The organism is Nocardia sp. NPDC049149 (genome assembly GCF_043197455.1).
GTDB lineage: Bacteria > Actinomycetota > Actinomycetes > Mycobacteriales > Mycobacteriaceae > Nocardia.
The window spans coordinates 690,739-714,264 of record NZ_JBICTD010000001.1; the positions used below are offsets into that span (position 1 = coordinate 690,739).

Annotated in this window: 21 protein-coding genes; 11 read left to right on the top strand and 10 right to left on the bottom strand. The window is 67.6% G+C overall.

Annotation, left to right across the window (positions count from 1 at the left end; all coding sequences use genetic code 11):
• Nucleotides 1-110: 110 nt before the first annotated feature.
• From ACGFNJ_RS03345 to ACGFNJ_RS03365, 5 genes are all read left to right on the top strand, one after another.
• The gene (locus ACGFNJ_RS03345) at nucleotides 111-1,796 is read left to right on the top strand and encodes a thiamine pyrophosphate-binding protein (protein ID WP_393442853.1); all 1,686 of its coding nucleotides are present in this window, start codon (nucleotides 111-113) and stop codon (nucleotides 1,794-1,796) included.
• Entirely contained in the window at nucleotides 1,793-2,491 is a 699-nt protein-coding gene (locus tag ACGFNJ_RS03350; protein ID WP_393442855.1) for an SRPBCC family protein, read from the top strand. The genes ACGFNJ_RS03345 and ACGFNJ_RS03350 overlap by 4 nt, the downstream gene beginning before the upstream one ends.
• Nucleotides 2,492-2,498: 7 nt before the next feature.
• Nucleotides 2,499-3,542: a 3-oxoacyl-ACP synthase III family protein gene (locus ACGFNJ_RS03355; RefSeq protein WP_393442857.1), complete on the top strand. Its 1,044-nt coding sequence runs from the start codon at nucleotides 2,499-2,501 to the stop codon at nucleotides 3,540-3,542.
• A gap of 2 nt (nucleotides 3,543-3,544) precedes the next feature.
• Complete coding sequence (locus ACGFNJ_RS03360; RefSeq protein WP_393443739.1) at nucleotides 3,545-4,573, top strand: aminotransferase class I/II-fold pyridoxal phosphate-dependent enzyme; 1,029 nt, start codon at nucleotides 3,545-3,547, stop codon at nucleotides 4,571-4,573.
• 86 nt (nucleotides 4,574-4,659) lie between these two features.
• Nucleotides 4,660-4,938: a hypothetical protein gene (locus tag ACGFNJ_RS03365; protein ID WP_393442859.1), complete on the top strand. Its 279-nt coding sequence runs from the start codon at nucleotides 4,660-4,662 to the stop codon at nucleotides 4,936-4,938.
• Nucleotides 4,939-5,026: 88 nt separating this feature from the next.
• Here ACGFNJ_RS03365 and ACGFNJ_RS03370 read toward each other — a convergent pair whose 3' ends face one another.
• Entirely contained in the window at nucleotides 5,027-6,022 is a 996-nt protein-coding gene (locus tag ACGFNJ_RS03370) for a bile acid:sodium symporter family protein (protein ID WP_393442861.1), read from the bottom strand.
• 142 nt (nucleotides 6,023-6,164) lie between these two features.
• On the opposite strand from ACGFNJ_RS03370, the gene ACGFNJ_RS03375 reads away from it, so the two are divergent.
• Nucleotides 6,165-6,974, top strand: a complete 810-nt coding sequence (locus ACGFNJ_RS03375) for an MBL fold metallo-hydrolase (protein WP_393442863.1) — start codon at nucleotides 6,165-6,167, stop codon at nucleotides 6,972-6,974.
• On the opposite strand, the gene ACGFNJ_RS03380 is transcribed toward ACGFNJ_RS03375, so the two are convergent.
• The 4 genes from ACGFNJ_RS03380 to ACGFNJ_RS03395 form a co-directional block, all read right to left on the bottom strand.
• Nucleotides 6,975-7,328: a hypothetical protein gene (locus ACGFNJ_RS03380; RefSeq protein ID WP_393442865.1), complete on the bottom strand. Its 354-nt coding sequence runs from the start codon at nucleotides 7,326-7,328 to the stop codon at nucleotides 6,975-6,977.
• On the bottom strand, nucleotides 7,325-8,197 hold the full coding sequence (locus ACGFNJ_RS03385) for a DUF692 domain-containing protein (RefSeq protein WP_393442867.1): 873 nt from the start codon (nucleotides 8,195-8,197) through the stop codon (nucleotides 7,325-7,327). The genes ACGFNJ_RS03380 and ACGFNJ_RS03385 overlap by 4 nt, the downstream gene beginning before the upstream one ends.
• Nucleotides 8,198-8,209: 12 nt before the next feature.
• Nucleotides 8,210-9,133, bottom strand: coding sequence for a TIGR04222 domain-containing membrane protein (locus ACGFNJ_RS03390; RefSeq protein WP_393442869.1), 924 nt, complete (start codon nucleotides 9,131-9,133; stop codon nucleotides 8,210-8,212).
• 133 nt (nucleotides 9,134-9,266) lie between these two features.
• On the bottom strand, nucleotides 9,267-9,674 hold the full coding sequence (locus ACGFNJ_RS03395) for an SdpI family protein (protein ID WP_393442871.1): 408 nt from the start codon (nucleotides 9,672-9,674) through the stop codon (nucleotides 9,267-9,269).
• A gap of 351 nt (nucleotides 9,675-10,025) precedes the next feature.
• Between ACGFNJ_RS03395 and leuS the strand changes: the two genes are divergently transcribed.
• Nucleotides 10,026-12,869, top strand: a complete 2,844-nt coding sequence (gene leuS, locus ACGFNJ_RS03400) for a leucine--tRNA ligase (protein ID WP_393442873.1) — start codon at nucleotides 10,026-10,028, stop codon at nucleotides 12,867-12,869.
• A gap of 101 nt (nucleotides 12,870-12,970) precedes the next feature.
• Here leuS and ACGFNJ_RS03405 read toward each other — a convergent pair whose 3' ends face one another.
• Nucleotides 12,971-13,747, bottom strand: coding sequence for a polysaccharide deacetylase family protein (locus tag ACGFNJ_RS03405; RefSeq protein ID WP_393442875.1), 777 nt, complete (start codon nucleotides 13,745-13,747; stop codon nucleotides 12,971-12,973).
• Nucleotides 13,748-13,950: 203 nt separating this feature from the next.
• Nucleotides 13,951-14,646, bottom strand: a complete 696-nt coding sequence (locus ACGFNJ_RS03410) for an SDR family oxidoreductase (RefSeq protein ID WP_393442877.1) — start codon at nucleotides 14,644-14,646, stop codon at nucleotides 13,951-13,953.
• Between the two features lie 159 nt (nucleotides 14,647-14,805).
• On the opposite strand from ACGFNJ_RS03410, the gene ACGFNJ_RS03415 reads away from it, so the two are divergent.
• Complete coding sequence (locus ACGFNJ_RS03415) at nucleotides 14,806-16,143, top strand: glycogen debranching protein (RefSeq protein WP_069161421.1); 1,338 nt, start codon at nucleotides 14,806-14,808, stop codon at nucleotides 16,141-16,143.
• A 151-nt stretch (nucleotides 16,144-16,294) separates the two neighbouring features.
• Nucleotides 16,295-17,029, top strand: a complete 735-nt coding sequence (locus ACGFNJ_RS03420) for a glycoside hydrolase family 25 protein (protein WP_393442879.1) — start codon at nucleotides 16,295-16,297, stop codon at nucleotides 17,027-17,029.
• A gap of 62 nt (nucleotides 17,030-17,091) precedes the next feature.
• Here ACGFNJ_RS03420 and ACGFNJ_RS03425 read toward each other — a convergent pair whose 3' ends face one another.
• From ACGFNJ_RS03425 to ACGFNJ_RS03435, 3 genes are all read right to left on the bottom strand, one after another.
• Nucleotides 17,092-19,158, bottom strand: coding sequence for a PhoX family protein (locus ACGFNJ_RS03425; protein WP_393442881.1), 2,067 nt, complete (start codon nucleotides 19,156-19,158; stop codon nucleotides 17,092-17,094).
• Nucleotides 19,159-19,411: 253 nt separating this feature from the next.
• Entirely contained in the window at nucleotides 19,412-20,215 is an 804-nt protein-coding gene (locus tag ACGFNJ_RS03430; protein ID WP_393443741.1) for a hypothetical protein, read from the bottom strand.
• A 95-nt stretch (nucleotides 20,216-20,310) separates the two neighbouring features.
• Nucleotides 20,311-20,844, bottom strand: a complete 534-nt coding sequence (locus tag ACGFNJ_RS03435; RefSeq protein ID WP_393442883.1) for a lipoprotein LpqH — start codon at nucleotides 20,842-20,844, stop codon at nucleotides 20,311-20,313.
• 171 nt (nucleotides 20,845-21,015) lie between these two features.
• On the opposite strand from ACGFNJ_RS03435, the gene ACGFNJ_RS03440 reads away from it, so the two are divergent.
• A complete protein-coding gene (locus ACGFNJ_RS03440; RefSeq protein ID WP_393443743.1) occupies nucleotides 21,016-22,371 on the top strand; it encodes a hypothetical protein in 1,356 nt (451 codons plus the stop codon).
• On the top strand, nucleotides 22,371-23,453 hold the full coding sequence (locus tag ACGFNJ_RS03445) for a hypothetical protein (RefSeq protein ID WP_393442885.1): 1,083 nt from the start codon (nucleotides 22,371-22,373) through the stop codon (nucleotides 23,451-23,453). Before ACGFNJ_RS03440 ends, ACGFNJ_RS03445 begins: the two co-directional genes overlap by 1 nt.
• Nucleotides 23,454-23,526 lie beyond the last annotated feature (73 nt).

A 23,526-nucleotide genomic window follows, 5' to 3' on the forward strand; every position in this document is an offset into this window, starting at 1 on the left:
AGCTCCACCCCCTTTCGGTTCAGCGTTGAACCATCCGCTCCGCCTGCTCGTATTACTGCTGTACACGGAAAAGCAATCACCGTGTTCCCCACAGGCGAGAAGGAGTGCCGATGCGGACCAGGGTGGTGGACTATCTGGTAGATGCGGTTTCCGCCCTTGGTGTTCGGCATATCTTCGGCGTCGACGGTGCGAACATCGAGGATCTGTACGACGCGATCTTCGACGCACCGCACGACCTCACCGGAGTAGTTGCCAAGCACGAGTTCTCCGCGGCAACCATGGCCGACGGCTACGCGCGATCCACCGGCGGCATCGGCGTCGTCGTCGCGACCTCCGGCGGCGGCGCGATGAATCTCGTTGCCGGACTTGCCGAATCGTTCGCGTCGCGAGTACCCGTGCTCGCCCTGGTCGGCCAGCCACCGACGGCACTGGAGGGCAACGGCGCGTTTCAGGACTCCAGTGGCCGTGCGGGCACCATCGATGCTGTCCGCATGTTCGACGCGATCACCCGGTACTGTGCCCGCGTCGACACCGGCGCCGACCTGCCCGACGTGGTGACCATGGCGGTCGGCGCCGCCCGCGGCGGCGGCCCCGCAGTGCTGCTGCTGCCCAAGGATGTGCAGCAGTCGAGCATCGGCGCGGCGCCGCCGTTTCGGTTGCCCGCCAAGGAGTATCGACGCGACGAGACCGGACTGATCCGGTTGCGGGCCGCCCTCACGATAGCCCGCAGCACCGGCAAGATCGTCATCATCGCCGGCGACCAAGTCGCCAGGGACGACGCGCGCGACGCGTTGGCGCGGCTGGCCGCAGGCCTCGACGCCACGGTCGGCGTCGCGCCGGACGCCAAGGACGTCTACGACAACACCGACCCGAGCTTCTGCGGTGTCGCGGGCAGCATGGGGCATCCCGAGCTGACGGCGGCGATCCGTTCGGCCGCACTGTGTCTGGTGATCGGCACCCCAATGCCGATCACCGCACGCACCGGCCTCGACGAGTTGCTGGCGGGCACCACCGTGGCGAGCATCGGCGTGACCTTGCCGTACCTGCCGACGATCCATGTGACCAGCACCGATCTGGCCCGCACCCTGGCCCAGCTGGCCGACGAATTCACCACCACGGCAACCATTTCCGAGCGGCGCGAACCCGCACCGCTACTCCCGCTTCATGTCCCGGAGGCATCAGGGCCCGGCCTGCGCTATCGGCACCTGATCGAGACCATCGAAGCAGGCCTGCCCGAGGGCACCGACGTCTACGCGGACGCCGGCAATACCGGTGCTGCCGTGGTGCATCACCTGCGAGTGCCGCGCGGCGGCCGGTTCGTCGTCGCGCTCGGCATGGGTGGCATGGGCTACGCGTTCGGCGCAGGCATCGGCTCGGCGTTCGCGCGGCGGCACGGGCCGGACGGGACGCGCCGCACGGTCGTCGTCGCCGGGGACGGCGCGTTCTACATGCACGGCATGGAGATTCACACCGCCGTCGAGCACGCGTTGCCGATCACCTTCATCGTGCTGAACAACAACGCGCATGCCATGTGCGTCACCAGAGAACAGCTGTACTACCGAAACCGCTACAGCTTCAACCGATTCCAGCCCGCGCACCTCGGCGACGGCGTCGCCGCCATGTTCCCCGACCTACCGGCCTTCTCCGTGCGAGCTCGCGACGAGCTCGGCACCGCATTGCGGCGCTGCATGGAAATCCAAGGGCCGTCGTTCCTTTCGATCGAGGTCGACCCGGACGAGGTCCCGCCGTTTCTGCCGTTCTTGACCACCATTGAACAATCCAGGAGTACCAAATGACCGCATCGAGTATCGATTCCATCAGGGGTGGTAGCCGGGCGACGGGTGCGCTGCCCGCACTCAGCGATATCCCGGAGGAGGGCGTCCCCGGCGTCGTTCGCATCGAGAACTCGGACAAGGATGCCACCACGCCGATCATCGTCGACATGCTGCGGTCGGTCTATCCGCACGACCAGATCTACGGCGAATTCTGTCCGGTGCAGGCGTATATCGCCGCGCCACCGCAGGAGGTTTTCGAATACCTTGCCGACACCCGTTCGCTGGAGGAGTGGACCTACAGCCTGCGCGGGTTCGTCCCGACCGACGAGCAGGGACTGTGGCTGGCCTATGACCGGCTCGGCAGCGAAACCAAGATCTTCACCCGCACCGTTGCCCATCCCGACGCGATGACCGTCGACTACCACTGCGCCTGGGACCAGGCCGACCACCTCTGGATGATCTACCTGCTTCGGGTGGTCGACGCGCAGACGGTGTTCGACAAGCCGGGTTCGGTGGTGCTGTGGGTCAACTGCAAACACCCCTTCTACGACCAGAATCCGTACCCGGAGACCGCGCCGCCGAAGCGGCCGGTGTGGGTCGGCGACTTCTGGGAGATGTTCTCCGCAGGCCACCAGCTGGAGATGGACAACCTCAAGGCCATCTGTGAGTACCGGGCGGCCAACGGCCTGCCCATCAAGCCCGACTGGATGAAATGAGATCCGCATGATCCCCACCGATCCCCGCGCCTCCGCGCTCCCTGCGGTCAGCCTGGTCGACGTCGCCAGCTACCTGCCGGGCGAGCCGGTCGGCACCGAATACTTCACCCAGTTCTCCCGCTCGGACCGGATGGCCAAGAACGTGATGTTCCGGTCCCCCAAGGCCCGCCACCATGTCGGCCAGGACGAGAGCGACGTCGACATGATCGAGCGCGCCATCGCCCCGCTGATAGAACGCCATGGGGCGCAATATCTTTCGAACATCGACGTACTGATCACGCACACCCAGATGCCGACCAATCCGGTGACGGGCTGCGGGCCCGAGGTCGCCAAGCGGATCGGTGCCCGGCCGAGCTTCGCCTACGACGTCCGCAACGGCGGCTGTGCCGCGTTCGTGCACATGATGTCGCTGGCTCGGATGATCTTGCAGACGACCGACGCGCGCACGGCGTTGATCGCGGCGACCCAGAACTGCGCGGGCCCGATCTTCACCCAGTCCGAGATCCGCAAGCTGGCGCAGGCGCCGATTCCCGGCGACGGGTGTGGCGTCGGCCTGCTGGTCAAGGACGACAGCGCGCCGATCCTCGACATCGAATGCCGCACCTACCCCGAATTCTCGGGAGACATGAATTTCACGACCGACAGTGGCCGCAAGTACTGGGAGCCGGGCGAAGGTCAGGGCTGCTTGAACTTCACCGAATCGAAGATCACCAAGGTGTTCGCCCGCGGCAACCGGCTGGTGCCGGAAGTGGCGCTCGCGGTGTGCGATCGGATCGGGGTGAAGGGCCGCGACATCGACACCTTCGTCACCAATCAGCCGAACCGGCTGTTCCTGCGCAACTGGCACGACGCGCTCGAGCTGCCCGCCGAACGGCATCCCGACACCTTCGACCAGTGCGGAAACCTGTTCGCCGCAGGCATTCCGGTGACGCTGGACATCGAGAACCAGGCGGGCAGGCTGCGCAACGGCTCGGTCGTTTTGCTTTCGGCGTTCGCGCATGCCGGTGACTTCGCGGGCGCAGCGGCCGTCCGCTGGGGTGCGGCACGGTGAGCATGTCCCTGATCGATGAGACAACGCCGTCGCGACAGCGCGGCGTCTCCTCGACGCGGCATCGGTTCGACCTGACGCTGAGCGAAAATCCCTTCCCGCCACTACCTTCAGTACTCCGTGCGGTGAACGCCACACTGGCGCAGGCGAATCGGTATCCCGAGTTCCTGCCGACGCGGCTGCCGACGCTGATCGCCCAGCATCTGGGCGTGCAGCAGGATCAGGTGGTGGTCGGGTCCGGCGCGACCGGGGTGGCGCTGCAGATCATGCAGTCGCTGACCACACCGGGCGCAGGCCTGGTCTGTGCGACGCCGACCTTCGACGGCTACCCGATCATGGCCGAGATGGCCGGGCTCGAGGTGGTTCCGGTGCCGCTCGACCCGAGCGGCAACCAGGATCTGGTGGCGATGACCAAGGCCATCGACAAGCGCACCGGGTTGGTGGTGGTGTGCCGTCCGCACAACCCGACCGGCACGGTGCTACCCGTGAGCGCGCTGAAGGCGTTCCTGTGCGACGTGCCTGCCCGAGTGCCGGTGATCCTGGACGAGGCGTACGTCGAGTTCGTCGGCGCCGCCGACCAATTGGACATCTTCGCGCTGCTGAACCGGCACCCGAATCTGCTGGTGCTGCGCACCTTCTCGAAGGCGTACGGGCTGGCCGGGCTGCGCATCGGCTACGCCTTCGGCAGGCGCGAGATCATCACCGGGGTGCGCAGGCTGCAATTGCCGTTCGGGGTGAGTTCGGCGGCGTCGGCCGCGGTTGCCGCGTCCTACGCCGCCGAACCCGAACTCGCCGCGCGCATCATGCACATCACCACCGAGCGGGAGGCGTTGCGCGCCGCGTTGCGGCGCTGCGGCATCACGGCGCCGCCCAGTCAGGCGAACTTCCTGTTCCTGCCTGGTCCCGGCGTAGCGACGGCGCTGCGGCGCGCAGGCATCGCGGCGAAGGCGTATCCCGATGGGAGTGCCCGCATCTCGGTCGGCGATCCCGATGCCGACCGCGCGGTGCTGCAGGCTCTGGCGGCGCTGCGCTAGTGTGATGCGCCGTGTACCCGGCCGCTTGCGATCCCGGCGTCCACGGGTTCACGACGCGGGATCAGGGTGCGGTACAAGGGGAGAGCATGAAATCAATCGGCCTGTATCTGTTCGGTCACGAGGTGCTGACGGTCAAGTGGAACACCAGCTGCGACGCCGGAGCCGACGAAGACGCCGAGGCTGATGAAGACGCTCCTGACCTGGTCGAGGACGACGCCGACGGCATCAGCTACTCGTGCGGCCACTGCGGTGAAGTCCTCGTCTCCGGCCTGCAGAATGCGCTCACCCGACGCGACAGCATCGACCTGCTCATGATGCACGAGTGCCCCACCCGCACCAACGAAGACGGCACGCCAGTCCGCTGAGACATGTCCGCGACCAACCGGGCCGACGGGAGCCACTCCCAGGCCGCATCTGCGCCCACACTGATCCCTCGACCGCCCGGCATTGGGTCTAGTCGACCGGTTCCGGTTCCGGTTCGGGCTCCGCGGTTTTCGCCCAGCGCTGGGCGAGGGCGGCGCAAGTGATCAGCTGGATCTGGTGGAACATCATCAGCGGGAGGACGATGAGGCCGATCGGCTGACTGGCGAAAAGGACTGTCGCCATGGGGAGGCCGGTGGCGAGGCTCTTCTTCGAGCCGCAGAAGACGATCACGATCCGGTCTTCGCGGGAGAAGCCCGCGAACCGGCCGATCAGCATGGTCACGCCGATGATGACGGCGAGCAGCACACAGCACACGGCGGCGAGCGCGACAATTCGCCACGGGGACAGCATGTGCCAGATGCCCTCCACCATGCCCGCGCTGAACGCGCTGTAGACGACGAGCAGGATCGAACCGCGGTCGACCAGCTTCGTCGGCTCGGCGTACCTGCGCAGGACGCCGATCACCTTCGGCCGGATCAGCTGGCCGATCGCGAAGGGCACCAGCAGCTGCAACACGATGTCGCCGACCGAGGAGAAGTCGACGCTGGCGTGGCCTGTCGTGTTCATCAACAGGATGACCAGCAGCGGCGTGACGAAGACGCCGAGCAGGTTCGACGCGGTCGCGCTCACGATCGCGCCTGGCACATTGCCTTTCGCGATCGAGGTGAAGGCGATGGAGGACTGCACGGTGGACGGCACCAGGCACAGGAACAGCAGGCCGGTGTAGAGGTCGTCGGTCAGCACGCTCGGCACCAGGAACCGCGCGGCCAGCCCGAGCAACGGGAACAGCAGGAATGTGCACGCCAGGACGACGGTGTGCAACCGCCAGTGCGTCAGGCCCGCCCACGCCTCCTTCGGCGAGAGACGGGTGCCGTACAGCAGGAAGAGCAATGCGATGGCAATCTTCGTCAGCACGTCGACGACGTCGGCAGCCGTGCCCCGAGCGGGAAAAACACTGGCCAGCGCGACGGAGGCGAGGATCGCCAGGATGAATCCGTCTATATAGAACTTGCTGAGGAATCGCACAGCTCAGGCTAACGCCAAGCTCGTCCCGACCCCGGGTCGAAGAGTACGTACTTGCTCACACCTTCAAGCTGGTACGCATAGCTAGTAAATACGAACGATCGTCCGTAAACTTCGATCACACGCGCGAATGAAGGGACGACACATGAAGATCCGCCGACTCGGCTGGGCAGGCCTGGAGATCGAAGTCGAAGGCGCAACGCTGGTGATCGACGCGGTACAGGACAGCGAGCCGTTACGCAGTGCCCTACCGGACGACGCACTGACGACGCCACAGCATCCGGGCACGGCCATCGCCGCGCTGGTCACCCACCTGCATTCCGACCATGCCGATCCACCCGCGTTGCGCACAATCCTCGCCGCCGACGGGGTCGTGCTGCGCCCGGCCCCGATGGCAGGCACCGACGACGACGTCTTCTGGACTGCGGCGGCCGAAAAAGGTTTCGCCGCAGCCGAACTGGCGACACGGGTGATGACGGAATGGGAATCCGTCACCCTCGGCCCCTTCGACGTCACCGCTGTCCCCGCCGTGGACGGCCTCGGCGACCCCCAGGTGAACTGGGTCGTCGGCGCGGGCGGCAACCGCATCTTCCACGGCGGCGACACCATCTTCCACGGCCTCTGGTGGCTGATCGCCCGCCGCTGCGGCCCCTTCGACGCCGCGTTCCTCCCGATAAACGGTGCGGCCGTGAACTTTCCACACCTCCAACCAGCCAGCCCGCTGCCCGCTGTCCTCACCCCCGAGCAGGCTGCCATGGCAGGCCACATCCTCGGTGCCCGTACCTTGGTGCCGATCCACTTCGGCCTCGATCGACCACCGTTCTATGTCGAAGTCGACGACTCACTGGTCAAGTTCCAGGCAGCCGCAGCGGATCTCGACACGCACGTCACCGTCCTGGCGCCAGGCGAATCCCTCGACCTCGCAACACAAACCACCGCGAGTAGCCTGCCGTAGCTAGCTGCGGCGGAGGAGCGAGGCCAAGCGTCGGCGGGGTCGGCCACCGACGAGGGTGGTTGCCAGGCCTGCATGTTCGGCGAAAGCTGTTGCGTCCGTTGCGGTGGAGGTCTTCGGAACGGTGACAGCCCAGGCGGCGAAGCGGGGGACGAAGTCGTCGCCGCAGGCGTGCGCCAGTTGTGGATAACGGCGGGCCACGTCGCGTGCGCGCTTGTGCAGTAAGGCGCGAGCAGCGGCGGCGACGGCCTCGGTATCGAAACCGGGAGGCGTCGGACCACCGGACACCAACGCGCGGACCAGCTCTGCCTGCCGTTCGGCGAGCACCTCGGCCTCGCGCCTCGGTGGCGAGGTCACTGGTGTGCCGATCGGGCTCGGCCGGTGAGCGACGGGCGGTCCGCGGCCGCGGCGATGGCGTCGAGTTCGTCGAGCAGTTCGGCAGCGGGTGGATAGTTGCCGTCTCGCTCCAGCATCAACGGCACCGGGCGGCTGGTGGCGAATTCTCCTACGAGAGTGAGGACTTCGGCGGGAACAGGGTGCGTATGGGTGTCGTGATAGCGGCCGTCGGCCTCGTGCCCGCCCGCGACGTGACAGTAGGCGATCCGCTCGGCGGGCAGCCGCAGCAGTTCGGCGAGGGGGTCGCGGTGGCGGTTGCGGGCGTTCGCGTAGACGTTGGCGATGTCGAGAAGAAGGTATACACCGGTGCGGTCGATCAGCTCGGTGAGGAACTCGGCCTCGGTGTATTCGTCCTCGGGCCAGTCGAACAGCGCCGCGATGTTCTCGACGGCGAGCGGCACGTCGAGAGCTTCCTGGGTGCGGGAGATGTTGCGCGCCAACACATTGAGCGCAGCCTTCGAACGCGGCACCGGCAGCAGGTGCCCGGCTTCGAGTCCACCGGCTCGGACGAACGCGACATGCTCGCTCACCAAGGGCGCGCCGAGCGCACGGGCGCAGGCGGCGAGCTGCTCGATCCGCTGCTCGTCCACCGGGTCCGCACCGCCGAGGGACAACGAAATGCCGTGCGGCACAACAGCAACCTCGCGGTCGAGCAACGCCGTCAGCTCGGCGGGGATCGCGATCTCCGCACCTCGTCGACCGGCCGGGCGCGCGGGCAGCGATTCCGCGATCACCTCCACGAATCCGAGCCCGTCCAGTTCCGCGATCACCCCGCAGATCTCCGGCCGCCAGCCGATGCCGAGCGCGCCGTCGCGGAGCGGTCCCGTCATGGCTGCATGCCGTCAGCCGCCACAGCCACCTCCGCAGCCACCCCCACCGCAGCCACCACCGCCGCCGTCGCTGCCACCACCGCCGTCGCTGCCACCCGATGAGCTCGGCGGCTCAACGGCTTGCGCGAAGCCGGGATCGAGCGAGATCAGCGCGGCACCGCCGAAGATCGCGGCCGCGAGCGCGGCACTGTTGACGCCGTAGGTGGCGTAGGCGGGCGAATTCGACGGCCGCAGGTGCCCGTTGGTGCGCATCGCGTTCGTCCTGGCCAACCGGCCGAGCGGGGTCAGCCGCGGCTTGCCCGTCAGGAACCAGTAGCAGAGAGCCTGCACAAGCAGCGCGAGGACCAGGAAGGCAACGGGATTGTCATTCAAGGTTCCGGCGATGAACCGCACCACGCCGACGCCGCCGACGATCAGCACCGGCAGCCCGGCATCCCACAGCTTGCGCCGGAAGTCCGCGTCGGGAAAGTACCCCCGTTTGATCATCGAGTCGCGCAGCTGCCGGACGTCCGCCGACGATCCCGCGGTGAGCGAGACAACGGTCGGTTTGGTTCCCGAGGTGATCCGCTCGTACACCGACAGCGTGAACGGGTCCAGGCCCTGCCGGTCCACCTGCTCCATCGGCCGCCACGGCGCGGCGGCCGAGTCGATGAGGTCCCGACTGCGCAGCTGCGCCAGCGCGGTCAGCACCGCACGCTTGTCGTCGAACAGCATCGCCACTTCGGGCGCCGACAACTCGCTACCGGGTTGGGCGATTCCCTGAGTTTCGATGGCCCCGCGGGTCACCCGTAGCCGAAGCCAAATACCGAGTAGCACCGCAAGCACAACGAACAGCAGATAGAGCCGCAGGAATTCGGGTCCCGATATCCCCCAGGTATCGCCCGCCGAAACAAGAAATTCGGAGCTCGCCGCGACGCTCCGGTCGATCACACCCATATCCACCCCGGAATAGAGCCAGTACTGCCGCCCTCAGTATGGGACCAGCTCATACCGCTGCCAACAGGATTCGAAGACGGATACCGATCTGTTCATCGACAAGCCGGAACGGCTCGGGTGATCGACGGCGAAATCAGCTCGCGGGCTGGCAGGCGTCGCGCAACGAGCAGGCGCCACAGGCACTGCCGCAGCCACCGACTTCGGCGGGCGGGGCGAGGGCTTCGGCGGTCGAGGCGGCGGCGTTGGCTCCGGCGCCGAGGGTGAACAGGGCGATGACGCCCGCGCCCGCGGCGACGAGGATCGAGACGATGCCGCTCGCGGCGAGTGCGACGAGACCACCGGCGAAGAGCAGGGCTCCGGCGGCCAGCGAGGTGGGGGCGGCGATCCGATTCGCGACGCGGAAGGTCTCGGCGTCGGACAGCGCGGCCTCGGTGTGCACTCCGACAAAGCGGTTGCGCGGCAGCCTGCCGATCATCCCGAGCGCACCGGTGGTGACGGCCACCAGGGCCAGCACGAACAGGAGCAGAGCGACGACGAACACCCATGCAGGCTAGCGCATCGGTAGCGGAGGAGCGTCGGCCACTCCCCCGCAACCGTTCGGCACTCGGCCTGCCACACACCGGACGAGCGTTTTCCACATTGCGCCGCTCCCGGGCGGGAATGTAGCAACCCAATGCATTGTCGGCTCCGCCCGAAGGCGAACGCCAACCCGCGAGTGCCGGGAATCCGGTGCGCCGCAGTCACATACCGACGGGCAGGTAACCCGGATCACAGCACCGGAGCGGACACGCCGACGGAGTCGGCACAGCCCGATTTTCGGTACTGCGGTGCACACGTTCTACCCTGATAGACGAAGTTTGTCGGGGATCGACGATGACAAGAAGGCAGGACCGTGCAGGACACTCGTGCAACCGATAGCGATGTACCCGAGCACCGGTACAACGCCGAGCTTGCCGGCCGCATCGAACAGCGGTGGCAGCGGACGTGGGCGGAGCGCGGAACCTTCCATGCGCCCAACCCGGTCGGTCCGCTCGCGGGTGAAACGCCGACGGACAAACTGTTCATCCAAGACATGTTCCCGTACCCGTCCGGGGCGGGCCTGCACGTCGGGCATCCGCTCGGCTACATCGCCACCGATGTGTTCGCGCGCTTTCACCGGATGCACGGCCGCAATGTGCTGCACGCCCTCGGCTTCGACGCCTTCGGCCTGCCCGCCGAGCAGTACGCGGTGCAGACCGGCGCACACCCCAGGGTGACGACCGAGTCGAATATCGCCAACATGCAGCGCCAATTGGGCAGGCTCGGCCTGGGCCACGACAGCAGGCGCTCGTTCGCGACCACCGATCCCGAGTACTACCGGTGGACCCAGTGGATCTTCCTGCGCATCTACAACTCCTGGTACGACCAGGAATTGGATCGCGCCCGCCCCATCACGGAGCTCGAAGACCAATTCGCCAGTGGCGCACGGCAGGTCCCGGACGGCGGGTCGTGGGCCGACCTGTCCCCCGCCGAACGCGGCGCGCTGCTCGACTCGTATCGCCTGGTGTACCTGACCGATTCGATGGTCAACTGGTGCCCCGGCCTCGGCACGGTGCTGTCGAACGAAGAGGTCACCGCCGACGGCCGCAGTGAGCGCGGCAACTTCCCGGTCTTCCGTAAGCGCCTGTGGCAGTGGATGATGCGGATCACCGCCTATGCCGACCGGCTGATCGACGACCTGGACCACCTGGACTGGTCGGATCAGGTGAAGGCGATGCAGCGCAACTGGATCGGGCGTTCGCGCGGCGCACAGGTGAAGTTCGATGCCGCAGGCGAGCAGATCGAGGTCTTCACCACCCGGCCCGACACCTTGTTCGGCGCGACCTATGTCGTGCTGTCCCCGGAGCACGAGCTGGTCGACACGCTGACCGCGGCCGCATGGCCCGAGGGCGTCGATCCGCGCTGGACCAACGGCAACGCCGCGAACCCCGCGGATGCCGTTGCGGCCTACCGCAAGTCGATCGTCGCCAAGTCGGATCTGGAGCGTCAGGAGAACAAGGAGAAGACCGGCGTCTTCCTCGGCACCTACGCCACCAACCCGGCCAACGGCCAGGCCGTGCCGGTCTTCATCGCCGACTACGTGCTGAGCGGCTACGGCACCGGCGCGATCATGGCGGTGCCCGGCCACGATCAACGCGACTGGGAATTCGCCTCGGTGCTCGGCCTGCCGATCGTCGAGGTCATCTCCGGCGGCGATATCACCGAGGCCGCCTACTCGGGCGACGGCGAGCTGGTGAACTCCGGCTACCTCGACGGCCTGTCCGTGGACGAGGCCAAGGCGACCATCGTCGCCAAGCTGGAGACCGAGGGCCACGGCAAGGGCACCATCCAGTACAAGTTGCGCGACTGGCTGTTCGCACGCCAGCGCTACTGGGGCGAGCCGTTCCCGATCGTCTTCGACGAGCACGACCGGCCGCACGCGCTGCCGGAATCCATGCTGCCGGTGCAACTTCCGGAACTCGACGATTTCGCGCCGGTCACCTTCGACCCGAACGACGCCGACTCCGAGCCGTCGCCGCCGCTGGCCAAGGCCACCGACTGGGTGTACGTCGAGCTCGACCTGGGCGAGGGCGTCAAGCGGTACCGCCGCGACACCAATGTGATGCCCAACTGGGCAGGCAGCTCCTGGTATCAGCTGCGCTACGCCGACCCGACCAACACCGAGACGTTCTGCGCCAAGGAGAACGAGCAGTACTGGCTCGGCCCGCGCACGGCCGAGCACGGCCCTAACGATCCGGGCGGCGTCGATCTGTACATCGGCGGTATGGAACACGCGGTGCTGCACCTGCTGTACGCGCGGTTCTGGCAGAAGGTGCTGTTCGACCTCGGCGACGTCAGCGGTTCCGAGCCGTACCGAAAGCTGTTCAACCAGGGCTACATTCAGGCATACGCCTACACCGACGCGCGTGGGGCGTACGTGCCTGCGGCCGAGGTCGTCGAGCGGGGCGGCAAGTTCTTCTGGACCGACGCAGGCACCGAGATCGAGGTGTTCCAGGAGTACGGCAAGATCGGCAAGTCGCTGAAGAACGCGGTCTCGCCGGACGAGATGTACGACCTGTACGGCGCGGACACCTTCCGGTTCTACGAGATGTCGATGGGCCCGCTGGACAGCTCGCGGCCGTGGGCGACCAAGGATGTCGTCGGCGCGCACCGGTTCCTGCAGCGGGTGTGGCGACTGACGGTGGACGAGGAGACCGGCGGCACCAGGGTCAGCGAAGCTGAGCCTGCCCCGGAAACGCTGCGCCTGCTGCACAAGACGATCGCCGGTGTCGAAGAGGACTACGTGTTGTTGCGCGACAACACGGCGGGCGCGAAGCTCATCGAGCTGACCAACCACCTCACCAAGACCTACCCGGACGGTGCGCCCCGGTCGGTGGTCGAGCCGCTGGTGTTGATGCTTGCCCCGCTGTCCCCACACATCGCGGAGGAGCTGTGGGAACGCTTGGGCCACACCGAGTCGCTGGCTCACGGACCGTTCCCGGTGGCCGATCCCGCGCTGCTCGTCGACGAGTCGGTCGAGTACCCGATTCAAGTGAACGGCAAGGTGCGCAGCCGGATTCAGGTCGCGGCCGACGCCGACAACGCCGCCATCGAGGCGGCGGCGCTGGCCGACGAGAAGGTTGCCGCGCTGCTGAACGGCGCACCGCCGCGCAAACTGATCGTCGTGCCAGGCAGACTCATCAACATCGTCGCCTGACGGCTCGCCGCCGACCGGATCCGCACCCTTTCTGTGGATCCGCACCGCTTCTGGGCTGCCAGAACGAGTGCGGATGCGCGGAAGGAGTGCGGATTTCGGGGTCAGCGCGGCGGCAGCAGCACGTCGTTGAGGGTGACCATCGAGAGGTTGCGCTCTTTGATGATGTCGACGAGCTGGCCGTAGCAGTGCGTGACCGCGGGCGCGTTGGCGTGCCCGATGATGATGGTCTGCGGGTGAAAGTACCTGCGCGCGCACTCGATCAGGTACTCCTCGGTGATCACGCCGGAGTCCGAGAGCGAGCCGTACCACATGGTCGGCACCGTGTAGCCGAGGTCGGCCGCCACCCGATCGACGGTGCCGTTGTGCCTGCCGAACGGCGGCCGGTAGTACGGGGTGCCGTCCACGCCGAAGTTGTTGCGCAGGAACGTCTTCGCCCGCTCCAGCTGGCCGGCCACCGCACCGGCGGACACCTTGGTCAGGTCGGGGTGGTCCCAGGTGTGGTTGGCGAGCTGGATCTGACCGGAATCGACGAGGGGCCGCAACGCGTCCCGGTGGATCGACCACGAGTCGTAATACGCGGTGACGAAGAAGGTGAACCGGGCGCCGGTGTCCCTGGCGAACTTGATGTACGCGCCGACCACCTCCGGGCTCGCCCCGTCGTCCACCGTCAAGGCCATGCTGGTGCCCGGCCCGGGCAGCGCGGTGATGGTCGCGGCGGGAATCGGTGTCTTCGGTCCGCCGGGCGGCGGCAACAGCCGGGACGGGGCGGGCGGCGCCAGCGGCCCGCTCCCCGCCGACCCGCTGTTGATCGGATCGCCCTCGGCGACCGCACATCCGGCCAACACTGCCGCGGTGCCGCCCGCGAGCAGCTGCACCATCCGACGTCTATCCACAACTTCCCCACTCTCGAACATCGCCGCCCGGCGCTCAGCGCGGCGACTATGCAAAACAGCGGCACGATACCGACCGAATCTGTCCGCGAGCTGAACTGTTCAACACCTGCGGGTACGCGCGCCCCCGACGCCATGAGCGAACCGAAATCCGCCGCGTCGAGCAAGACCCAGGAAGGCTGGGCCACCGGCTAACTCGGCCGCAACACGATTTCGGTGGGATGCGCGTCGCGCGGCGTTTCGACCGCGTTGCGCACCGCGCCCGCGACGGTCTCGGCCCGCAGGAACTGCTCGGGCCGATATTCCCGCCCCTCGTGCGCGATGATCTCGCGCTGCATGTCGGTGTCGATGCGTCCGGGATGGATCGAGGTCACCCGCAGTGCCGGCTCCTCCAGCCGCAGCGCGTCGCCGAAGGCGCGCAGCCCGAACTTGCTCGCGGCGTAGGAGGCCCAGCCCGCGTTCGCGCGCAACCCGGCCCCCGAATTGATCAGCACCACATGGCCGTTGGCGGCGCGCAGCGCGGGAAGCAGCTGCCTGGTCAGCTCCGCGACCGCGATCAGGTTGGCTTCCAAGGTGTGCCGCCACTGGTCGACGGTCGATTCGGCGATGCTGTTCAGGTCGGCGACGCCCGCGCTGTGCACCAGCACGTCCAGCCGCTGGATCGGCGCGGTCGCGTCCGCCACCGCCGGATAGTCGGTCAGGTCGACCGGCCAGCCGGTCGCGTCGGGCAGTTCCTTCATGATGTCGCGCAGTGCATCGACGGACCTGGCGCCGAGCAGCAGATCGTGGGTCGGCGCGAGCTCACGGGCGATGGCGGCACCGAGCCCGCGACTGGCCCCGGTGATCAGCGCGGTCGGCTGCGGATGGCTGGTCACGGCATTGGTCATGCGACCACCGTAATGGCACCCGAAAAATGAACGATGGCCATGCATCCACACAAAATCTCGAGCGTTGAATTACGAACGGGGCAGTCGAGCGTGCATATCGAGGCCGAGCAGGCCACCACCGAGCGGGCATACCTGCGGGTGGCATCGCAGAATAGGGGGATGGCACACCCCGGTTTCACACCGACACAGCTCGCGGCCCGCGCCGCCTACCTGCTGCGCGGCAACGATCTGGGCACCATGACCAGCGCGGCGCCGCGGCTGTATCCGCACATGTGGAGCTGGGACGCCGCGTTCGTCGCGGTCGGGCTCGCCCCGCTGAGCGTGGAGCGGGCCGTGATCGAGCTCGACACGTTGTTGTCGGCGCAGTGGAAGAACGGGATGATCCCGCACATCGTCTTCGCCAACGGCGTCGACGGCTACTTTCCCGGCCCGGCACGCTGGGAATGCCGCAAGCTGGCGGTCAACGCGCCGGACGGCCCGGACACCTCGGGGATCACCCAGCCGCCGGTGCACGCCATCGCGGTGCAGCGCATCCTCGACCACTCCCGGCGGCACGGCCGCAGCACCCGCGCGGTCGCCGAGGAATTCCTGAACCGCCGCTGGCCGGACCTGGTGCGCTGGCACCGCTGGCTGGCGCACGCGCGCGACCCGAAGGAGACCGGCCGGATCACGCTGTATCACGGCTGGGAATCGGGCATGGACAACTCGCCGCGCTGGGATCGCGCCTACGACAACGTGATTCCCGGCGACCTGCCGCCGTACCACCGCGAGGACGTGCTGGTGGTCGCCGATCGCACCCAGCGGCCGAGTGACCGCGAATACGACCGATACCTGTGGCTGGTCGAGCAGATGCGCCGCGCCGGCTACGACGACTATCTGCTTGCCTCCACGATGAGCTTCGCCGTCGAGGACGTGTTCGTCACCGGGATCTTCGCGCTCGCCTGCGAGGTGCTCGCGCATATCGGCGAGGAGTACAAGCAGCCGCACGCCGACGTGCGCGACCTGTACACCTGGGCCGACCGCTTCCGCGCTGGTGTCATCGCGACGACGGACGCCCGCACCGGCGCGGCACGGGACTTCGATGTGCGGCTGCAGCGCTGGATCGGCACCGAGACGCTGTCGATGTTCGCGCCGCTGCTGTGCGGTGGGTTGCCGCGCGATACCGAGCGCAGCCTGCTGCGCACGTTCGAGGGCCCGCGCTTCTGCGGGCATCCGGATCTGCGTTATGCGTTGCCGCCCTCGACGTCGCCGGTCTCGCGGGACTTCCGCTCCCGCGAATATTGGCGTGGGCCGGTGTGGCCGGTGATGAGCTGGCTGTTCTCCTGGGTGTTCGCCAGGCGCGGCTGGGCGGAGCGCTCGTTCATGCTGCGGGCCGAGGGCCTGCGCCAGGCCAGCGACGGCAGCTTCGCGGAGTACTACGAGCCGTTCACCGGTGAACCGCTCGGCAGCATGCAGCAGTCGTGGACGGCCGCGTCGGTGCTGGATTGGCTCGGCTGAATCGACCCCGGCTCAGCGGCTGGATCGGCGGGGCCGAATGCTGCGGCATCGGCGATGTGCCTGCGCCCGATCGACGTTCGAGCGAATATTGCGCAATCGCCTCGTGCGCAACACTGGCCACATAAAGATCAAATGGCTATCGTCGAATGTCATGAGCAACCATCGTTGGAGCTCGACCATTCGTCGCCGCGGCGCTGCGCTGTCGCTGATCGCGCTATCGGGCATCCTGGTGGCAACACTGTCCGGCACCGCGGCGGCCGCGCCGACCGGCCCGGATGTCTCGTCCTGGCAGCACGGCGGCGGCCGACTGATCGACTGGTTCGCGGTCAAGCGCGCGGGCCACGACTTCGCGATGGTGAAGGCCACCGAGGGTGTGAGCTATCTCAACCCGTACTTCGTGCCGGACAGCCTGATCATGCGGGCCGCGGGGGTGGCGCGCGGGACCTATCACTACGCCAGGCCGAACCTGCCACCGGAACCGCAGGCCATGCTCTACGCGACGGCAGTACTCGGCCAGAACGGCGCGCTCGACCTGCCTCCGGTGCTCGATCTGGAGACGACGGGCGGACTACCGCCCGCCGCGCTGATCGATTGGACGCGCCGGTACCTGAATACGGTGCAGACGCTGACCGGCCGGGTCCCGATCATCTACACCTATCCGTACTTCTGGCGGACCGCGATGGCCGACACGAACGAATTCACCAGGTACCCACTGTGGATCGCCGACTACCGAGGCAACGAGCACCCCGAGGTGCCCGGCGGCTGGCCGACCTGGACGTTCTGGCAGACCACCGACAGCGGCGGCATCGACGGCATCCCTGGACCGACCGACCTCAACGTCTACAGCGGCGCCCAAGGCGATTTCGCGCGCTTCGCCAACATGTAGAAACCACGAAACCGCCACTCCTGCAGGTACAGTGGCGGTTTCGCGGTGGTGGGGCTGCCCGGCTAGACGCCGATCCGGCCGCCGTTCTTCTTCCACACGACCGCAACAGCGGGCCGTGGCTGGGCACTGCCACCGTCCGGCCAGTGTGACAGGGGGTTGTCCGGGGTGGCGTCATCGGCCTCACCCGGATGCTGCACGCACACCATGACCCGCGATTCGGTGACCACGGGGCCACAGGTCTCCGCGCCGCGCGGCACCGTCAGGAACTGTTTGGTCTCACCGCGATTCGCGCCGTCGAGCACCACGGAGAACAGGCCGTCGTTCGACTTGAGGGCGTTGCCGTCGGTGGAGATCCACAGGTTGCCGTAGGGGTCGAACGCCAGGTTGTCCGGGCAGGAGATCGGGCTGACCTTGGTCTTGTCGTAGCCGGCGAAGTAGGTGTCCGCCGCCTTCGGGTCGCCGCAGACCAGCAGCAGCGACCAGGTGAACGTGGTGCCGGTGTGCTGGTCGTCGATCTCGAGGATCTGGCCGTTCTTGTTCAGCCTGCGCGGGTTCGCCTCGTCGGCGGCCTGCTTGCCCTCGGCGCCGCGGTTGTCGTTGTTGGTCAGCGCCACGTAGACCTTGCCGGTGTACGGGTTGGCCTCGAAATCCTCGGGGCGGTCCATCTTGGTGGCGCCGACCTTGTCGGCGGCCAGCCGGGTGAACACCGCGACCTCTTCCGCGCTCATGCCGTCGACCAGCGACTTGCCCTTGCCGTCAGCGCCGGTCTCCAACAGCGGAATCCATTGGCCCTTACCGGTGAAGCCCTTGTCCGACGGCGTCGCGCCGGTGCCGTCGATCTTGTCGGCATGGTCGCCGGTCAGCTTCGCCACATACAGTGTGCCCGCGTCCAGGATGGTGAGGTTGTGCCGCATGCTCGACGCGCCACCGCCCGACTGCACCTTGCGCGAGGACACGAATTTGTACATGTAGTCGAACTTTTCGTCGTCGCCGGTGTAGGAGACGACGTCACCGTTCTTGGTGACGTAGATGGTGGCCCCTTCGTGCTTGAGCCTGCCCATCGCGGTGTGCTTGATCGGGGTCGAGGTCGGATCCCACGGGTCGACCTCGACGACGTAGCCGAATCGGTTGGCCTCGTTGGGTTCCTGCGCCAGGTCGAAGCGCTTGTCGGTGCGCTCCCACTGGTTGGGGGTCTTGCCCGCGGTGAAACCGTAGCGCTTGATCCGCGCGGCCGCGGCCGCCTCGGTCACCTTGTCGCCGTTGGCGAAGTAGCCGTTGAAGTTCTCTTCACCGGAAAGCACAGTGCCCCACGGAGTCACGCCGCCCGCGCAGTTGGCGAAGGTGCCGAGCACCTTGGTGCCGCTCGGATCGGCCGAGGTCTTGACGAAGTCGCTGCCCGCGGCAGGGCCGGTGAGCTTGAATTCGGTGGTCGCGGTGATCCTGCGGTTGTACTTGCCGAAGGCGGGCACCAGCTTGCCCGTGCCGGACTCGCCGCGCACCTCGACGACCGCCATGCCGTGCGCGGCCTTGGTGATATCGATCTGCTCGTCGGTCGGGTTGGCCTTGTCGTAGCCGCGGAACATCTGTGGGCCCGTGGTGTATTCGTGGTTGACCACGAGCAGGAAGGCATTCGCCTGCCCTTCGATCGGCAGCAACGCGGCGAAATCGTTGTTGTAGCCGAACTGCTTGGCCTGCGCGGCGGCGGTCTGCTTCTCGAAATCGAAGGCGGGTGCGTCCGCGAAAAGCGGGTCACCCCAGCGGATCACGACGGACTGCTCGTAGCCGTCCGGGATCACGATGGCGTCGTCTTTGTTCGGCGCGACCGCCGTGAAGCCGGTGCCGGTGCCGGGCGGGCCACTCGGCGACGGGTTCGACGACCCGGTCTGTGCGACCTCGTCGCCACACGCCGCGAGCACACTGCCCGCACCGACAGCAAGCACGGCCGCAGCGCCACCCTTGATCAGCCCACGCCGATTCAGCGAACTGACGATATCGCCGAAATACTGACCGGCCGAGGTGTTGGGGACTTCGTGGAAGCACGCATTGGCGCATTTGTATTCGCAGGTCAAGGAGGCACGTGCCGACTGACCGTCGTGCTTCACAAAGAGGGCAAGGGGCTGCAAGCTCACAGCCGGACGGTAAACGATTCGGACAATACGGAAACGACAATCAGATGAACAGTTGCCCAATTAGGGCACGCTTACCAATTCGAGCAACTTCCAAGCAAAACAAATGCCGCGCTGTTCGAGAGACTCGAATCAACGCGGCATTCTGGGTGTGGACTTCGTGCCTGCCCTCCGCCCAATGCGGGCCTGGGTCGGCCCCGCCCACTGCGGGCCAGGGTCGGCCCCGCCCAATGCGGGCTGAGGTCGGCCGTGCCCGTCAGGCATTCACCGGCAAAGCGATGACCACTTCGTCTTCGTTGCCCGGCAGATAGTGCACCCGCAGGATCCGGCCCACCTGCACCTGACCGATGGTGCTCGGCGCCAGGAACTTCGTGACCTGAGTGCGGTAGGTCGAGCCGTCCGGCCGCGTGACGACCAGTCCGAGCGCGACCTCGGAGTGCCCGTCCCGGATCGTGCCGGTGACCGACAGCGCCTGCACCACCGCCTGGGTGGCGATGCCGCGCTCGGCGATGTCGAGCTTGTGCCTGGTCGTGATGCCCTTGCGGATCAGCGACTCGTTCATCGCCTGCTGCGCCGTCGCCGGATCGCCGGACAGGTCGACCTCGACCTTGTCGGTCCGGTCGGGCAGATAACGCACCGGGAGCACGACGCCGGGTTGCAGCAGCGCCAATTCCGTCAGCGGCACAATCATTTTCGCGGCGGCGTCGAAGGTCTTGCCGTCCATGCCCTCGACGCGGAACTCGATGCGAACCTGTGGTTGGTCGTTGACCGTCAAACCGGTCTGCCGGAACGAGGTGATGGTGCCGAGCCCGAGCAGGCCGTTGCGGAACGCGGCGCTGTTGCGGCCGGTGAACGCGGCGATGATGCCCTCACCGGTGAACGCGAACACCATCGGGACAAGGGTGAGGGCGATGATCGGCAACACCATCTGCCAACCGAGCCAACCCATTCCGGCGGGCTCGTACTCGGAGGTGCGGACGTAGGTGAGGCCGTGCAGGAGGTAGTAACCGATGGCGAGCGCGGCGAGGGCGACGGCGATCCAGCGGAGGGATTTCATGATGGTCCTTGGTTATTCGGCAGGCACGCCGGTGTTGTCGGCCCGCTCGAGCTCGAACTCGAGCGGGCCGTGGACAATTCGGGTGATGGTGGGTGAGCTCAGCCGCCGACGACGGAGGAGCAGGCGAAGGTGACATCGAACTTGGACGTCTTCGGCCCTGCCAGCGGGTTGGTCAGGTCGGGGGCGCCGACGCCTTCACCGCTGATCTTGTAGGTGTTGCCGTCCTTGGTGAGCTTCGCCGAGCCGCCCGGCATTCCGTTGCCGAAGCCGACCGCGTAGGGCTGACCCGAGTCCCCGCCCTTGCTGCCCGCGATGCCCACCGCCTGGACCGTGTCGGTGCCGGTGATGGTGGCGCTCACGGACAGGTTGCCGTAGGTGCCGTTGGCGGTGTCGGTCAGTGCGAGTGCCAGCGTCCCCGCCTGCTTCGCGCAGGTGGTGGTGAACTTCGCGGCGAGCTGCTTACCGTCGACCGAGGCGGACGAGTCGCCCGACGGCGTCGTCTTGGCCTGCGTGGCAGGCGCCGCCGAGGACTTGGCGGGCGTGCTGCTCGCGTTGTCGCTGCAGCCGGTGACGAAGAGCGCGGTCGCGGCGGCAGCAGCGGCGAGGGCGGCGGTGACGGACTTGGTGTTCATGGTGCTTCCTTTCGGCGAAGGGCCGGTGCCCTTCTCGGTTCGTTCCCCCCGGGAGTGGGTGGGCCGATATGAGAAAGGTAGGAACGATGCGCGGCCTACCGATCCCAGGTTTTCGCCGGGCCGGATTCGGGAAAAGTCCGTTAGCCTGGTCGAATGCGACGACCGCGCGCCATGGTGCTCGACGAGGTGTGGCGCAAGCTCGACGGTGTCGAGCCGCTCAGCGGCCCACACGGCGGTCCGCTGCGCCGCACGGTGAAGCTCGTGCTCGATCCGCTGGTGATCCGGCCGGTGCAGCATCCGGCATGTGCGGGGCCGATCCTCACTGCCGACGGTGCAGTGCTGCTCGCGGCACGGGTGCACGCGGCAGCCGACGTGCTGCGCGCGACCGCGGCCTGGTTCACCCTGCTCAAGCAGGTGCGGCGGACATTGCGGATCACCGAGGGCAATCCGCAGGACCTGTACTTCCAGCGCTGTTTCGAACTCGCGACGACGACGGGGCTGCCCGATCCCTTGCGGGACAAGGCGGTAGCCGAGGCGGCGCTGCGCGACATTCACGAGTACACGGCGGGCCGAACCACCCAGGCGTTGAAGGAGTATGTCGCCGAACGGACTTCGGAACTTGCCGGGCTGATCGAGATCGCCTGGGGGCGGCGGCCGCTGCACGGTCCGGCAGGCGCCGACCACACGGTCACTCTGCGCGCGCTCCTCGACACCTGCGCCACCGCGCGGCTGGCGCAGCGCAGGGACAACGGACAGGCGGCATTGGATCAGCTGGTGTCCGCGCACGCGGGCACCCATGCCGGAATCCGACTGTGGCGCAGCGACTCCGGGTATTCCGCCGGCGAGCTCGGGCTCACCGCGCACCGCGCACCGCAGCGGCCTGCGGTCGGGGCGTCGGCCTCGACAGCAACGCTGGGGCTGCCGTTCGATCGCACTGTGTACGAACGGGTGTTCACGGCGTTGCAGGCGTCGACCGAACGCGCCGAACTGCCGCCCGTTCCAGAGCTGGTGACCACCGAGATCGCGCGCAGCTGTGCGCCGTTGGCACTGTTGGACGAGACGCTGCGGGTGACGGCGACAGCGGGCATCACGCTTGCCCAAGGCCTTTCCCCGATCGGGACCGCGACCCGGCGGCATCGAGTCGACGCAGCCCAGGCGCGACCACACGCGGACGCGGAGACCGCCGCACATCGAATCATCAACAGCCGCTGGCAACGTGAGGCCTACGTGCTGCAAGCCCGGCGATTAGCGGTACACATCGACACCGACGCCGCGCCGGCAGGCCCGTTGGCCGCCATCGCCGCCGAGCTGTCCACGCCGTGGCGGCCGTACCTGCGGCGGCTCTGGGTTCGCCTGCACGGCCGCGATGTTCGCGAGCTCGGCGTGTTCGATCCGAACGAGCTGTGGGATCTGCTCGACGGCGTCGCCCGTTCGGTCATGCTCGACCACCGGACCAGGGTCAAACAGGCGCTGAGCGCCAGTGCCCTTGCTGCAGGGCCGGATTCGGCGGAATCGAGGGCAAGCTGATGCTCGATATCGTGCACGTCCGACGACAGGACGACGGACTCGTCGTCATCGGGCCCGATGACGCGCCGACCGTCCTCGACGGGGCACCGGCGATCGATACGCTGGTGCTCGAAGTGGTGGGCGGGTATCTGTCCTGGGGGCTGCACGGCGACCAGCGGCTGCCTGCCGCCGTAGTCGACGATGCCGAGCAGGCGCAGGAGTGGATCTGGGCGGTGTTCGGCGAAGCGGTCGCCCTCGCGGTGGACGAGGGCACTACCGGCGAATTCCCCGCCGCCCCAGCCCTTCCTGAGCTCGTCGCGAACGCGTGGCGGCTCAGCTACGCGCACTGGGCGGCCCGATGGTGGCCCGCATCGATCATCGAGGACATCGCGCCCTTGGACGACCGGCTGCTCCTCGACGAGATCGCCGCGCTGGCCGAAGAGTGCGAGATGCTCGTCGACGGTGCCGATGCGCCCCTCGGGGCAGACGAGCGGCAGCTGATGCCTGCGGTGCTCGGCCGCGCCGAGGACTATGCCCTCGCCGCAGGGCCTTCGACCACACCACCACCGGGCGCACTCGTCCTGGCCAGGGGAACCGGCGGCTGGGATTGGCGCCGGTGCCCGCCCGGCCTGCTCGACGCCTCCGAACGCGCGGTGTCGTGGGACGTGCTGCGCGTCGCAGGCACGACGACGGTCCAGGTGCGGGCGGTCGCCGCACCGCAGTTGCGTGGCGAAGTGCCACCGCACCTGCATCCGCACGCGCTGATCCGCACGGCAACGGGCACCGCGACGACGACCATGGAGCTGAACGGCGACACCTGGCACGCGGCGGTCACCGCACCCGAAGGCGCGGAATCCGCACTATTCGTTGATGTTTCGGTTCCCGGCGTCGGCCGCAACACTGCCGACGCCGCGAATCCCCTCGCGGCCGACGAGATTCCGTCATCGCGCGTCGAAGACACCACCGCTGAGGCGGAACTGCGCCGCCGCGTGCGCGAGCTGGCCGCGGCTCGGCTGCGCCGCGCGGCCGAAGCGCCAGACAGCGCGGCCGATCTCCCGCTGCTCGCCGAAATCGCCGCCGCCGACTCGGAATCGGACTTCTGACATGACATTCGCCGACACCGGCCACGAGTCGCCCGACGACGTTCTTGCCCGCCGCCTCGCTGTTTCGGCGGCC

Coding starts and splice junctions, on each gene's coding strand:
- ACGFNJ_RS03345 (WP_393442853.1), top strand. CDS start 111: ATGCGGACCAGGGTGGTGGACTATCTGGTAGATGCGGTTTCCGCCCTT.
- ACGFNJ_RS03350 (WP_393442855.1), top strand. CDS start 1,793: ATGACCGCATCGAGTATCGATTCCATCAGGGGTGGTAGCCGGGCGACG.
- ACGFNJ_RS03355 (WP_393442857.1), top strand. CDS start 2,499: ATGATCCCCACCGATCCCCGCGCCTCCGCGCTCCCTGCGGTCAGCCTG.
- ACGFNJ_RS03360 (WP_393443739.1), top strand. CDS start 3,545: ATGTCCCTGATCGATGAGACAACGCCGTCGCGACAGCGCGGCGTCTCC.
- ACGFNJ_RS03365 (WP_393442859.1), top strand. CDS start 4,660: ATGAAATCAATCGGCCTGTATCTGTTCGGTCACGAGGTGCTGACGGTC.
- ACGFNJ_RS03375 (WP_393442863.1), top strand. CDS start 6,165: ATGAAGATCCGCCGACTCGGCTGGGCAGGCCTGGAGATCGAAGTCGAA.
- ACGFNJ_RS03385 (WP_393442867.1), bottom strand. CDS start 8,197: ATGACGGGACCGCTCCGCGACGGCGCGCTCGGCATCGGCTGGCGGCCG.
- ACGFNJ_RS03390 (WP_393442869.1), bottom strand. CDS start 9,133: ATGGGTGTGATCGACCGGAGCGTCGCGGCGAGCTCCGAATTTCTTGTT.
- ACGFNJ_RS03405 (WP_393442875.1), bottom strand. CDS start 13,747: ATGGTGCAGCTGCTCGCGGGCGGCACCGCGGCAGTGTTGGCCGGATGT.
- ACGFNJ_RS03410 (WP_393442877.1), bottom strand. CDS start 14,646: ATGACCAATGCCGTGACCAGCCATCCGCAGCCGACCGCGCTGATCACC.
- ACGFNJ_RS03415 (WP_069161421.1), top strand. CDS start 14,806: ATGGCACACCCCGGTTTCACACCGACACAGCTCGCGGCCCGCGCCGCC.
- ACGFNJ_RS03420 (WP_393442879.1), top strand. CDS start 16,295: ATGAGCAACCATCGTTGGAGCTCGACCATTCGTCGCCGCGGCGCTGCG.
- ACGFNJ_RS03435 (WP_393442883.1), bottom strand. CDS start 20,844: ATGAACACCAAGTCCGTCACCGCCGCCCTCGCCGCTGCTGCCGCCGCG.
- ACGFNJ_RS03440 (WP_393443743.1), top strand. CDS start 21,016: ATGGTGCTCGACGAGGTGTGGCGCAAGCTCGACGGTGTCGAGCCGCTC.
- ACGFNJ_RS03445 (WP_393442885.1), top strand. CDS start 22,371: ATGCTCGATATCGTGCACGTCCGACGACAGGACGACGGACTCGTCGTC.